This window comes from Rhodococcus sp. 05-2255-1e (assembly GCF_002259025.1).
Lineage (GTDB): Bacteria > Actinomycetota > Actinomycetes > Mycobacteriales > Mycobacteriaceae > Rhodococcoides > Rhodococcoides fascians.
This window is the reverse complement of sequence record NZ_NOZE01000003.1, coordinates 98,326-110,757: the sequence shown is the minus strand read 5'-3', so window position 1 is coordinate 110,757 and position 12,432 is coordinate 98,326. Positions and strand designations below refer to the sequence as shown.

The 12,432-nt window shown below is 64.5% G+C and carries 11 protein-coding genes; 8 read left to right on the top strand and 3 right to left on the bottom strand.

The genetic code is table 11. The annotated features are described in order from the left end of the window. Positions 1-38: 38 nt before the first annotated feature. Entirely contained in the window at positions 39-329 is a 291-nt protein-coding gene (locus tag CH262_RS00590; protein ID WP_027496010.1) for a chorismate mutase, read from the bottom strand. A gap of 328 nt (positions 330-657) precedes the next feature. On the opposite strand from CH262_RS00590, the gene pcrA reads away from it, so the two are divergent. Continuing rightward, positions 658-3,147, top strand: coding sequence for a DNA helicase PcrA (pcrA, locus tag CH262_RS00585; RefSeq protein WP_032371252.1), 2,490 nt, complete (start codon positions 658-660; stop codon positions 3,145-3,147). A 73-nt stretch (positions 3,148-3,220) separates the two neighbouring features. Here the strand turns inward: pcrA and CH262_RS00580 are convergent, their stop codons facing one another. Continuing rightward, complete coding sequence (locus CH262_RS00580; protein ID WP_094716662.1) at positions 3,221-4,225, bottom strand: M23 family metallopeptidase; 1,005 nt, start codon at positions 4,223-4,225, stop codon at positions 3,221-3,223. Positions 4,226-4,457: 232 nt separating this feature from the next. Here CH262_RS00580 and CH262_RS00575 point away from each other — a divergent pair, with 232 nt between their 5' ends. From CH262_RS00575 to sucD, 3 genes are all read left to right on the top strand, one after another. Further along, entirely contained in the window at positions 4,458-6,320 is a 1,863-nt protein-coding gene (locus CH262_RS00575; protein WP_256988599.1) for a hypothetical protein, read from the top strand. Between the two features lie 146 nt (positions 6,321-6,466). After that, entirely contained in the window at positions 6,467-7,630 is a 1,164-nt protein-coding gene (gene sucC / locus CH262_RS00570; RefSeq protein WP_027496014.1) for an ADP-forming succinate--CoA ligase subunit beta, read from the top strand. Positions 7,631-7,638: 8 nt separating this feature from the next. Beyond that, positions 7,639-8,550, top strand: a complete 912-nt coding sequence (gene sucD, locus CH262_RS00565; RefSeq protein WP_027496015.1) for a succinate--CoA ligase subunit alpha — start codon at positions 7,639-7,641, stop codon at positions 8,548-8,550. A gap of 130 nt (positions 8,551-8,680) precedes the next feature. Here sucD and CH262_RS27430 read toward each other — a convergent pair whose 3' ends face one another. Then, complete coding sequence (locus tag CH262_RS27430; RefSeq protein ID WP_155288490.1) at positions 8,681-8,854, bottom strand: hypothetical protein; 174 nt, start codon at positions 8,852-8,854, stop codon at positions 8,681-8,683. 155 nt (positions 8,855-9,009) lie between these two features. Here CH262_RS27430 and CH262_RS00560 point away from each other — a divergent pair, with 155 nt between their 5' ends. The 4 genes from CH262_RS00560 to sfnG all read left to right on the top strand — a co-directional run bounded on the left by CH262_RS00560 (position 9,010) and on the right by sfnG (position 12,371). Beyond that, positions 9,010-9,498 (top strand): hypothetical protein, encoded by a 489-nt coding sequence (locus tag CH262_RS00560; RefSeq protein ID WP_094716661.1) that lies wholly within the window; start codon positions 9,010-9,012, stop codon positions 9,496-9,498. A 9-nt stretch (positions 9,499-9,507) separates the two neighbouring features. Beyond that, a complete protein-coding gene (locus CH262_RS00555; protein WP_094716660.1) occupies positions 9,508-9,849 on the top strand; it encodes a DUF2200 domain-containing protein in 342 nt (113 codons plus the stop codon). A 65-nt stretch (positions 9,850-9,914) separates the two neighbouring features. Further along, complete coding sequence (locus tag CH262_RS00550) at positions 9,915-11,138, top strand: acyl-CoA dehydrogenase family protein (RefSeq protein ID WP_027496018.1); 1,224 nt, start codon at positions 9,915-9,917, stop codon at positions 11,136-11,138. Between the two features lie 108 nt (positions 11,139-11,246). After that, positions 11,247-12,371, top strand: a complete 1,125-nt coding sequence (gene sfnG, locus CH262_RS00545) for a dimethylsulfone monooxygenase SfnG (protein ID WP_094716659.1) — start codon at positions 11,247-11,249, stop codon at positions 12,369-12,371. Positions 12,372-12,432: the final 61 nt, after the last annotated feature.

Below are 12,432 nucleotides of genomic sequence, written 5' to 3'. Positions count from 1 at the left end.
GGTTGGGCGTGCATCCTGCGCGCCCAACCGGGGTTCGGTCAGTGGCCGAGGCGACCGCGGCCGAGGCGGAGCAGGAGCATGGCCAGCGTGTGGCCTTCCTGACCGAGGCTGCTGAAACGCTCGAGAACTTTCATCTCACGGCTGTGCACGAGGCGCGGGCCGCCGGACGCCATGCGGGTGCGTCCGATGATCTGCGAGACCTCGGATCGACGCCGCACTGCCGCGAGGATCTCGGCGTCGAGACGGTCGATCTCCTGACGCAGGTCGTTGATCTCGGCTTCGCTGGAAGGCAATGCAGTCTCTGAATCGATCTTCGTCGTCATAGCCATCGTCTCTCCTCGGGTCACATCTTGGATCGTTGCGTCGTCCGGCACCGTTACGCCTTTCGTATTCGGAACTGCAGCGGCTGTCGGCTGGGTTTCGTCTCGAAGGACCGAGATCGACGAGATTCCCGCCGGGAAAGCTGGGGCGTTACGACTGTCGACAGGCTCCCGCTCGTCCGGCTGCGCAGTGGCCGATCCGACGCAAGCGATGACGCACGACTTTTTCGATCACTGATCCAGTGTGCCACGGGGTAACCGTCCTGAAAAGTCGGAGATGACGCCGACGACCACGGGATGTGGGTTTGTCGGTACGCGCCGGTAGCCTGGCCAGACGATGAACACATTCCTCCAGGGCCTCGAGTCCCGTAAGAAAACCTCGTCCGACGCGCTGCTGGAGGGGCTCAATCCTCAGCAGCGCGAGGCCGTCGTGCACACGGGATCGCCGCTGCTCATCGTGGCCGGTGCAGGCTCGGGCAAGACAGCGGTGCTGACGCGTCGCATCGCGTATCTGCTCGCGGAGCGGGGGGTGTCGCCGGGGCAGGTCCTGGCGATCACGTTCACCAACAAGGCCGCCGCCGAGATGCGCGAGCGAGTGGCAGGTCTGGTGGGGCCGCGGGCGAACGCCATGTGGGTGTCGACGTTCCACTCCAGCTGCGTGCGCATCCTGCGCGCCCAGGCGGCATTGTTGCCGGGATTGAACTCCAACTTCTCGATCTACGACGCGGACGACTCACGCCGGCTGCTGACGATGATCTCCAAAGACCTGCAGATCGACACCAAGAAGTTCTCGGCTCGTCTGCTCTCGACGGCGATCTCCAACCTCAAGAACGAGCTGATCGGCCCGGACAAGGCCGCCGAGGACGCCGACGGCGACCCCGCCGAGCTGCCCCGACTCGTCGCGAAGGTCTACCGCATCTATCAGCAGCGTCTGCGCGCAGCCAACGCCATGGACTTCGACGACCTCATCGGCGAAACGGTGGGAATTCTGCAGGCCTTCCCGCAGGTGGCGCAGTACTACCGACGCCGGTTCCGGCACGTACTGGTCGACGAGTACCAGGACACCAACCACGCCCAGTACATGCTGGTTCGCGAACTCGTCGGCACGCCCGATGCAGACGGCGCGCTCGAGGGCACCGTCGCGCCGGGTGAACTCTGCGTGGTGGGTGACGCCGATCAGTCGATCTACGCATTCCGCGGCGCGACCATTCGCAACATCGAGGAGTTCGAACGCGACTACCCCGACGCTCGCACCATTCTGCTCGAGCAGAACTACCGATCGACGCAGAACATTCTGTCGGCGGCCAATGCCGTCATCTCGCGCAACATCGGACGGCGCGAGAAGAAGTTGTGGACCGACACCGGTGAAGGCGAACTGATCGTCGGGTACGTCGCCGACAACGAGCACGACGAGGCGTCGTTCGTCGCGTCGGAAATCGATCGTCTCGTCGACAGCGGGGATGTGCGTTTCGACGAGGTGGCGGTGTTCTACCGGACCAACAACTCTTCGCGCGCGCTCGAAGAGATCTTCATTCGGCTCGGTCTGCCGTACAAGGTCGTCGGCGGCGTCCGGTTCTACGAGCGCAAGGAGGTCCGTGACCTCGTTGCGTACCTGCGCGTGCTGTCCAACGAAGACGACACCGTCAGCATGCGGCGCATCCTCAATACCCCCCGACGCGGCATCGGAGACCGCGCCGAGGCGTGTGTGGCCGTCCACGCCGAGCAACGCGACATCAGCTTCTCGCGAGCGCTGCACGACGCTGCCGCGGGCAAGGTGGCGTTGCTCAACTCGCGGCAGCAGAAGTTGATCGCTCAGTTCATGGAACTGCTCGACGAGTTGCGTGCCGTACTGACGGCCACCGACGGAGACGGCAACGACATCGCCGATATCGGTGACGTCGTCGAAGCAGTTCTGGACCGCACCGGCTATCGCGCCGAGCTCGAGGCCAGCAGCGACCCGCAGGACGGTGCTCGCCTGGACAACCTCAACGAATTGGTCAGCGTCGCACGAGAGTTCACGTCCGAGGCGCGTAACCAGGCCGCAGTGGCGGAAGAGGCGCTCGAAACAGGTGACGATCGGAACGACGACGACGGTGGTGTCGACGGTCTGGCCGAGCCCGGTTCGTTGGCCGCTTTCCTCGAACGAGTTTCTCTGGTTGCCGATACCGATCAGATCCCCGACTCGGGCACCGGCGTCGTGACGTTGATGACGCTGCACACCGCCAAAGGGCTGGAATTTCCGGTCGTCTTCGTCACCGGGTGGGAGGACGGCCAGTTCCCGCACATGCGTGCGCTCGGTGATCCGAACGAGCTGTCCGAGGAACGACGGCTGGCGTACGTGGGTATCACTCGCGCGCGGCAGCGGCTTTATCTCACGCGCGCGATCATGAGGTCGGCGTGGGGTCAGCCCATCGCCAACCCGGAATCACGCTTCCTGCAAGAGGTTCCGCAACATCTGATCGACTGGCGTCGCGAAGACCCGGGCACCGGCGGCGGCCGCGCAATCGGCGGCGGTAGATCCGGCAGCTACGGATCGAACAGTTACGGCTCGGGCGGCGGTTACGGCTCGGGCAACTACGGCTCCGGTAGCTACGGCGGGTCGTCGAGTCGTGGCCAGAGTTCGTCCCCGAGCTTCGGTGCCGCGAAGGGCAGAAACTCCAATCTGGTTCTGGCCGTGGGTGATCGAGTCAGTCACGACAAGTATGGACTGGGTACGGTGCTCGAATCCACCGGTGCCGGAGTCAAGGCTATGGTGCTGATCGATTTCGGCTCGGCAGGTCGCGTCAAGATGATGCTCATCGGCGGCGTTCCGATGACCAAGCTGTAGAAGTCCCGACAACGCGAAAGCCGGGCCCTGCGAAAGCGGGGTCCGGCTTTGTTGTGAAGCGGTGGAAAAGGACTCAGTCCATTTCGGGTCCGAGGGAGATTCCTCGGGACGCGAGCCAGGGGAGGGGATCGATCTTGACCTCACCCGGGAGATGAACCTCGAAGTGCAGGTGCGGGCCGGTGGAGAAGCCACGGTTACCCATGGTTGCAATCTGGTCGCCGGCCATGACGTCCTGACCCACGGTGACTGTCGAGGTGTCGATGTGGCCGTAGACGGTGATCGTGCCGTCGGCGTGCTGCAGGCGAACCCACATTCCGAAGCCCGACGCGGGACCGGAATCGATCACCTTGCCGTCGGCGACGGCGTAGATGGGGGTTCCGATGGCATTGGCGACGTCGACGCCGGCATGCAGGACGCCCCATCGAGTGCCGAAGTTGGAGGTGTACGTGCCCTGCGCCGGGAGGGAGAACAGCGGGCGACGGGCTGCGGCCTCGCGTGCGGCCCGCTCTTCGCTGAAACGCTGGCCCTTGGCGAGCAGGTCGTTGAACTGGCTGAGGTCGACCGGTGCGGCGACGCTGAGGATCTGCGGTGCCTGCGAGGGAGTTGCGCTCGAAGCGTCGGCTACCGGCTCGTCGGCCTGCGGTGCGGTGGTGGCTGCGAGTGCTGCGGCGGCCGGTGCTTCACCCGCGGCGAGTGCGTACTCGGAGGTGGCGACTGCGGTGGGCGCATCGTCGTTGATGACGGCTTGCCCTGCGGCAACGACGGCACCGGCGGCCACGGCCAGCACGGCGGCGCGACCCTTCAGTGCAGTCGGAGGAACGGGGATGCGGTGCGCTCCGCCGCGACGAGCCACGGGTGCGGCGTCTGCGGTGGTTGCGTAGGTCGTGACGACGGTCGGTGTCTCGTCGGCTGCTACTGCACCGGCGAAATCGGCTTCGACGTACTCGTACGTGGGGTAGGAATAGGCCTCGTATGCACTCGGCTCGGTGGTGGGCTCGCAGCTGTACACCGTGGTCGCGTCGTCCGCCGTCGGGCGAGAGAATCGGCTGGAAGTAAAGGACGCGCGGTGCTGCTGCAAGACCTACAACCTCCGATATCTGTGACCTGGCCGTTACTGAAAGACTCGGCAGACGGTAACGAAATGGTTGCGGCGCGCGCAAGTTAACAGCCGAAACCTGGGCAATATGTGAGATGGCTCACAGGGTGACCAGGGTTTATGTGGTGACACGCCACATCCGTAATCGGACACGAGTGCGGCACGCACCGTGACCGACGGCTCGGGGCGCGATCGAGCCGATACCGTCCTACGGGTGCCGACCCCCACCTTCGACGACTCGTCCGCCCACGGCTCCGACCGAGCCGAACCGCAACGTATCGCGCCGCAGGATGCCCGCGGCGGCGTGGAGGATCATTCGCCCACGTCGCGCATCGTCGCCGCCGTCGTGCTCGCTGTCGTCGCCGCACTGTGTGCCGCTGCAGCTCCGTTGATCGGCGTCGTCCAGGCCGTCGACGGTTCGCCGGTGGGCGGCGGAGTCTCGTCGGCCGCTGTGCTGGCCGTTGCACTCCCGGTCGTGGTGGCGGTTGCCGGCGCCGTCAGTGCTGCGATGCGACGCGTCGAATTCGGTGCCGCTCTGCTCGCGGGCTTCGGCGCGGTGACGCTCGGAATCGCGATCCTCGATCTCGCTGTGCTGTCCGATCCGATCGATGCGAACCGGCTCGAGCTGTTCCGTCCCCTGAGCGCCGCGATGCTCGACGCCACCCTCGGCTCTCATGTTCTGCTCGCCGGTCACGCTGCGTCGGTTCTGGCGGGTGCGGCGGGGTGGTCGGCAGTGCATCGTGCAGCGCTCGGTGACGGGTACGGACATTCGGTCTACTCGGAGCACGTGGGACGAGCGACAGCGGGCCGGGTGGGTCCGCTGTTGTCGATCCTGCTCGGAGCGTTCGGTGTCGTGGCCGCCGCAGCGGCATTCGCCTCGCTGTACCGGTCGGCCGATCCGGTGGTGATCGTCTCGGCGGTGGTGGAGTCGCCGGTGTTCGTGGCGGTGGGGTCCGCGCTGGTCGGAATCGGCGCACTCGTGGTCACGGCCTCGGCGTTGGCGTCGCTCTCGCCGGTGGTCGCGTCCGGTGCCGCCGTCGGCGCGGGTCTCGGGGTCCTCTCGTTCGCGGGTGTCGGTCTGCTCGCTGGAGTGGCTACCGGTGCTCGGATCGAGGCCGGCCTCGGGGCATACCTCGGCACCGTTGCCGGGCTCGGATTGACCGTCGGAGGCGCTGTACTCGCACCTATTGCCTCCGGCCGTGATCGCCGCGCTCTGGCGGCGGCGCGATCCGTCGCCGAGGGTGGTCGGGGTCCGCGCGGGGTCTCGGGGCCCGGCACGACGAGGTGGCATGCGGCAGCAGGCAGTGCGGGCGTAGTTGCCGGCGTACTGCTGGTGGTGGGGTCGCTGCTGCCGATTCTCGAGACCGACGCCGCGGGAACTGCGCCCACGATCCTGGCGACCCGCGTGGTGCTCATAGCGGGCTTCGTCTCGATTCTGGCCTCGGTGCCGCTGCTGTTCTCCGAGTTCGCTGCGGCGGCTCGTCCGTTCTTGTCCGTCTTCTGGCTCGCCGCGGTGTCGGCCGCGGCGGCCGTGTTGCAGTCGGTGGTGCTGGCCGAGGACCTCGCGGGCGTCGATACCGGGACGGGTGCTCTGCTGATCATCGCGGGCGTCGTGTTCGCGGCCGTCGCCGGACTGCTGGCCCTGTTCGCCGGATCGGCCGAGCGTGACGACGTCGACACGTCCGAGGATGCGGCCACCTACTTCCCGGTGCTGGGAACTGCGCTCGTCGGGGCCCTTCTACTGGCAGTCGGATTGGCCCTGCCCCTGTATCGAGGCAGCGATCTGACCGCGGCGACCATCACCGAGTTTCCGTGGGGTTGGGACACCTGGGGGCAGCTGCTGCTCGCTGTCGGCGTCGTCGTCGCCGCCCTCGTTGCCGCCCGGGCCCGCCCCGCGCGTGGCAGCGTTCTGCTCGCCGGTGCGGCCGTCGCGGGCGTCGTTCATCTCGCGTCGTGGCCACTGACGTCCGCTCGCGCAGCCGACCCGGAGATGGGACCCGGTGTGGTGCCATCGGTCGCCGGAATCGTCGTTCTCGCTGTCGCGGCGGCACTTTCGGCTCGTCGCACCGATCGGTGACGCCGGTTTCACTGCGGCCGCAGCGGTGAGATAGACCACATAGCATCCATGCGCCCGATGCGCCGTCGGGGCACCTGGATAAAGTCCATGCTCAGACCCGCTCACACCCCTGGAGCGGGCGTCAACGTAGACGAGACGGTGAGCTGATGGATCTCTTCGAATACCAGGCGAAGGAATTGTTCGCCAAGCATGGCGTACCCACCTCCGCCGGTCGTGTCACCGACACGGTCGCCGGAGCAACACAGATTGCCGAAGAAATCGGCAAGCCAGTAATGGTCAAGGCGCAGGTCAAGGTCGGCGGCCGCGGCAAGGCCGGCGGCGTCAAGTACTCCAAGGACGTCGCAGCAGCAACCGAGAACGCCGAAGCGATTCTCGGACTCGACATCAAGGGCCATGTCGTCAAGAAGCTTCTCGTCGCAGAAGCCTCCGACATCGCCGAGGAGTACTACATCTCCTTCCTGCTCGATCGCACCAACCGCACCTACCTCGCGATGTGTTCGGTCGAAGGTGGAGTCGAGATCGAGGTGACGGCGGAGGAGAACCCCGACGCACTCGCACGTATCCCCGTCGACGCAGTCAAGGGCGTCGACCTCGCGTTCGCTCGTGAGATCGCCGAGAAGGGCAAGCTGCCCGCCGAGGTGCTCGACGCCGCTGCGGTGACCATCCAGAAGCTGTGGGAGGTCTTCATCAACGAAGACGCTCTCCTGGTCGAGGTCAACCCGCTGGTTCGCACCCCCGACGATCAGATCCTCGCCCTCGACGGCAAGGTCACGCTCGACGCCAATGCAGACTTCCGCCAGCCCGGCCACGCCGAGTTCGAGGACAAGGACGCAGCCGATCCCCTCGAGGCCAAGGCCAAGGAGAACGACCTCAACTACGTCAAGCTCGACGGACAGGTCGGCATCATCGGAAACGGTGCCGGACTGGTCATGTCGACCCTCGACGTGGTCGCATACGCAGGCGAGGCACACGGCGGCGTCAAGCCGGCCAACTTCCTCGACATCGGCGGCGGCGCTTCGGCCGAGGTCATGGCCGCAGGCCTCGACGTCATCCTCGGTGACGAGCAGGTCAAGAGCGTGTTCGTCAACGTTTTCGGTGGCATCACCGCGTGTGACGCAGTGGCCAACGGTATCGTCGGCGCGCTGAAGAAGCTGGGCGACGACGCCAACAAGCCGCTGGTCGTCCGTCTCGACGGCAACAAGGTCGAAGAGGGCCGCAAGATTCTCGCCGACGCCGCGCACCCGCTGGTGACGCTCGCCGGAACCATGGACGAGGGCGCCGACAAGGCCGCCGAGCTGGCAGCGAAGTAGAGGAAACAATGTCTATCTTTCTGAACAAGGACAACAAGGTCATCGTCCAGGGCATCACCGGCGGCGAAGGCACCAAGCACACCGCCCTGATGCTCAAGGCCGGCACCCAGGTCGTCGGTGGCGTCAACGCACGCAAGGCCGGAACCACGGTCAAGCACGTCGACGCACAGGGCAACGACATCGAATTGCCGGTGTTCGCTTCGGTTTCCGAGGCCATGGAGAAGACCGGAGCCGACGTGTCCATCGCGTTCGTGCCGCCGGCATTCTCCAAGGACGCCATCGTCGAAGCGATCGACGCGGAGATCCCGCTGCTCGTCGTCATCACTGAGGGCATCCCCGTGCAGGACTCCGCATACGCGTGGGCCTACAACGTGGAGAAGGGCAAGAAGACCCGCATCATCGGGCCGAACTGCCCCGGAATCATCACTCCCGGTGAGGCATTGGTCGGCATCACGCCCGCCAACATCTCGGGAACCGGCCCCATCGGCCTGGTCTCCAAGAGTGGCACCCTGACCTACCAGATGATGTTCGAGCTCCGCGACTTCGGATTCTCGACGGCCATCGGCATCGGCGGCGACCCCGTCATCGGAACCACCCACATCGACGCCATCGAGGCGTTCGAGGCGGACCCCGACACCAAGATCATCGTCATGATCGGCGAGATCGGTGGCGACGCCGAAGAGCGTGCAGCCGACTACATCAAGGCCAACGTGACCAAGCCGGTCGTCGGCTACGTCGCAGGCTTCACCGCTCCCGAGGGCAAGACCATGGGCCACGCCGGCGCCATCGTCTCCGGCTCGCTGGGAACGGCACAGGCGAAGAAGGACGCACTCGAGGCCGCAGGCGTCAAGGTCGGCAAGACGCCGTCCGAGACCGCTGCCCTCGCGCGCGAAATCCTGGAATCGCTGTCCGTCAAGTAGGACTCGCTTCTGAAAGAGCCCGCCACCGATTCGGTGGCGGGCTTTTTCGTGCGCGCCCCCCAGTTCGCGTGAATGGACCACTGCACACGTCTCGGCGGTGCAATGTCACATTGACGTGGACCGGGCAGCGCTATTCGGTCTCGAACTTGTCCACTCGCCACAGGACGAACACTGTCATCGCTCCGAACAGCGCCGCCGCGAGTGCGTAGTAGAGCGATTCGAAAGTTCCTGCAGCCCAAGCCAGGACGATTGCGGACATCAGAAACAACGCGACTTTGAAGTACTCGAACCTCTTGCGTGTCATGTCTTGCCCTCCCGTTCGGCGATGTCGCTGCCCATTCTTCCTGAAAAGTGTTGTGTTGCATAGTAATTGAAATGCACAATGAAGGTAAAGGGGAGTCAATAGCTGAAGTAACGACACTGTGCAACAATCTCAGCGACACCGTTCGGGGAGGGCTGATGTCGGAATTTCTGCACCGTCTGTATCGACAGGGGTGGCACGCGGACCCCGCTGTACGACCGGTCGGCCGGTTGATGATCGCGGCCATGGTGGTGTCGTGCCTGTATGCACTCGCCTCGGTGGCGCTGGCGAAGTCGCTGGCCGACTTCCAGATGCATCGACAGGGCATGGACGACGGCTCCCTACCGGCCTCGGCGAAAGCGATCGTCTACGGGGCCTACTCGCTGCGGGTGATCACCGTGGTCAGCCTGATCTTCGGCTACTCGTATCTTGTCCAGCGACTCTCCAGGCGCAGTCCATCCGAACATCGGCTCTTGTTGAGCTGGAGCATCTTCGGAGTTGCTGCCTACTCCTACCTGATCTTCACCCCGAATCTTCCGTGGACCCACGTGGTGCAAGCGATTCAAGTGGTCATCCTGCTGGCGGTCGCAGTGCTGCTGTTCACGCCTCGTGTGCGGGCCTACTTCGCGGGCGCGTCGGTGGACTAGATTGGCCCCGTGCACAACATCTTCACCACCGCCTTCGTGACGGTCCATCGGCTCTACATCAACAAGGTGGAGCGAAAGGGCCGCACCGAAGCGGAGGTCGACGAGATCGTCCGGTGGTTCACCGGGTTCGATCAAGCGACACTGAAAAAACACCTCGAGGCGGAGACGACATTCGAGGACTTCTTCGCGGCGGCGAACCTGAACCCGAACGCGACACTGATCACCGGAGTGGTCTGCGGCATCCGCGTCGAGAACGTCGAAGATCCCTTGATGAAGAAAATCCGATTGCTGGACAAGCTGATCGACGAGCTGGCCAAGGGCAAGAAGATGGAGAAAATTCTGCGTGGGTGAGCCCGTTAGAATCACGCTGAATCGAACTGTGGTCATTGCTTCGACGCGGGACTTCACTGTGCGTCATGACAACTACCGAAAATCGTGCACTCGCCAAGAACTGGCCCGACGCTCCGACCACTGCCGCCGGATGGGTTTCTCGCGCAGGTGAGGTAGCGCAGCTTCTCGCTGTCGACGCCGTTGCCCGTGACAAGGGTCGTGAGCTTCCGTCCGCCGAGGTTCAGTTGCTCAAGGACGCCGGGCTCGTCACGCTGCTCGGTCCCGTCGAGCACGGTGGCGGCGGCCAGGATTGGCCCACGGCCTACCAGGTGATTCGCACCGTCTCGAAGGCCGACGGCTCGATCGGTCAGCTGCTGGGCTACCACCTTCTCTGGTTCTGGGCCGCGCGTCTGGTCGGTACTCCCGAGCAGATCGAGGCCGTCGAGGCCGATGCCACGAAGAACAAGTGGTTCTTCGGCGGTGCCGTCAATCCACGCGACAACGACGTGTCGGTCACCGACGAGGGCGACACCATCGTGTTCGACGGTTCCAAGACGTTCTCCACCGGCAGTCGTGTCTCGGACGTGACCGTGCTCGAAGGTGCGCTCGAGGGCAGCACCGATCACGTGTTCGCTATCGTGCCGTCGAACATCGAGGGTCTGTCCTTCCACGACGACTGGGACAACATCGGCCAGCGTCAGACCGAAAGTGGCAGCGTCACGATCGACAAGGTTCGCGTCGACTGGGCAAGTGCAGCGGGGTTCGTGGACAAGGTGTTTCAGCCACGCGTCTACAACACCCTCAACGTGCCGACCATTCAGTTGGTGTTCGTCAACTTCTACCTCGGGATCGCGAGGGGTGCTCTCGAGGAGGCCGCGTCGTACACCAAGGACAAGACTCGCGCGTGGCTGCACAGCACGGTGGACAAGGCCGTCGACGAGCCGTACATCATCGACATCTACGGCGATCTGACCGCCAAACTGTGGGCCGTCGAAGCGCTGGCCGACGCAGTGGCGTTGGAAGGACAGAAGATTCACGACAACGCGTGGAACGTCACCGCCGAGGAGCGCGGTGACCACGAGGTGCGGGTGGCCGCAGTCAAGGCTCGCGCCACCGACGTCTCGCTCGAGATCACCTCGACCGTGTTCGAGGCCCTCGGTGCCCGCGCCACGGCCAGCAAGTACGGGTTCGATCGCTTCTGGCGCAACGTCCGTACCCACACCCTGCACGATCCGGTTGCCTACAAGCGACGCGAAGTCGGCCGCTGGGTGCTCACCGGTGAGCTGCCCGAGCCCACCTGGTACTCGTAGTCCCGACATTTCCGGCCCCGATCCGACCCCCGATTTCCGGATGAATGTGCCATCCACGCCATCTGAGTGCGTGGGTGGCACATTCATCCGATGAAGGATGACGCACACATGAGCACCGAAAAGATCGCCGACGCAATCAAGTTCGCGTACTGGGTTCCCAACGTCTCGGGTGGCCTGGTCACCAGCACCATCGAGCAACGGACCAGTTGGGACTACGAGTACAACAAAAAGCTGGCGCAGACCGCCGAGAACAACGGCTTCGAGTACGCCCTCAGTCAGGTCCGTTACGAGGCGAGCTACGGGGCCGAGTTCCAGCACGAGTCGACGAGTTTCTCGCTCGCGTTGCTGTTGGCCACCGAACGTCTGAAAGTCATTGCCGCCGTGCATCCCGGGCTCTGGCAGCCTGCCGTGTTGGCCAAGCTGGGAGCGACGGCAGACCACCTCTCGAACGGCCGTTTTGCGGTCAACGTCGTCAGTGGTTGGTTCAAGGACGAATTCACCCACCTCGGTGAGCCGTGGCTCGAGCACGACGAAAGATACCGTCGCAGCGCCGAATTCCTGCAGGTACTGCGCAAGATCTGGACCGAGGACGACGTGGATTTCCGGGGCGATTTCTATCGGATCCACGATTTCACGCTGAAGCCGAAACCGCTCAACACCCCGGAACGGCCCAATCCTGAACTCTTCCAAGGTGGTAACTCGTCCGCTGCGCAGGAGAATGCCGGCCGGTACTCGGATTGGTACTTCAGCAACGGCAAGGATTTCGACGGCGTCACCGAGCAGCTCGACAACCTGCGTCGGGTCGCGCGCGATCACCGACGTGAGGTCAAGTTCGGGCTCAACGGATTCATCATCGCGCGAGACAGCGAGAAGGAAGCGCGAGATACGTTGCGAGAGATCATCGACAAGGCCAACGAGCCTGCCGTCGAGGGTTTCAGAGGTGCGGTGCAGCAGGCGGGCAATTCGACGGCCGACAAGAAGGGGATGTGGGCCGACTCGACGTTCGAGGACCTCGTTCAGTACAACGACGGGTTCAAGACGCAGTTGATCGGCACCCCGGAGCAGGTTGCCGAACGCATCGTCGCCTACCGACGCCTCGGCGTCGACCTCGTTCTCGGTGGCTTCCTGCACTTTCAGGAGGAAATCGAATACTTCGGAGCGAAGGTGCTGCCGCTGGTGCGGGAGCTCGAAGCGGCCGAATCGAACGACCACGAGTTGGTCACGTCCCACTGACCTGGAGTTCCTCGAGCGGTCGGGTCCGTGCAGTAGCGTGAGATCTCGGACCCGACCGACC

Coding starts and splice junctions, on each gene's coding strand:
- CH262_RS00560 (WP_094716661.1), top strand. CDS start 9,010: ATGTCGGAATTTCTGCACCGTCTGTATCGACAGGGGTGGCACGCGGAC.
- sfnG (WP_094716659.1), top strand. CDS start 11,247: ATGAGCACCGAAAAGATCGCCGACGCAATCAAGTTCGCGTACTGGGTT.
- CH262_RS27430 (WP_155288490.1), bottom strand. CDS start 8,854: ATGACACGCAAGAGGTTCGAGTACTTCAAAGTCGCGTTGTTTCTGATG.
- CH262_RS00550 (WP_027496018.1), top strand. CDS start 9,915: ATGACAACTACCGAAAATCGTGCACTCGCCAAGAACTGGCCCGACGCT.
- CH262_RS00590 (WP_027496010.1), bottom strand. CDS start 329: ATGGCTATGACGACGAAGATCGATTCAGAGACTGCATTGCCTTCCAGC.
- sucD (WP_027496015.1), top strand. CDS start 7,639: ATGTCTATCTTTCTGAACAAGGACAACAAGGTCATCGTCCAGGGCATC.
- pcrA (WP_032371252.1), top strand. CDS start 658: ATGAACACATTCCTCCAGGGCCTCGAGTCCCGTAAGAAAACCTCGTCC.
- sucC (WP_027496014.1), top strand. CDS start 6,467: ATGGATCTCTTCGAATACCAGGCGAAGGAATTGTTCGCCAAGCATGGC.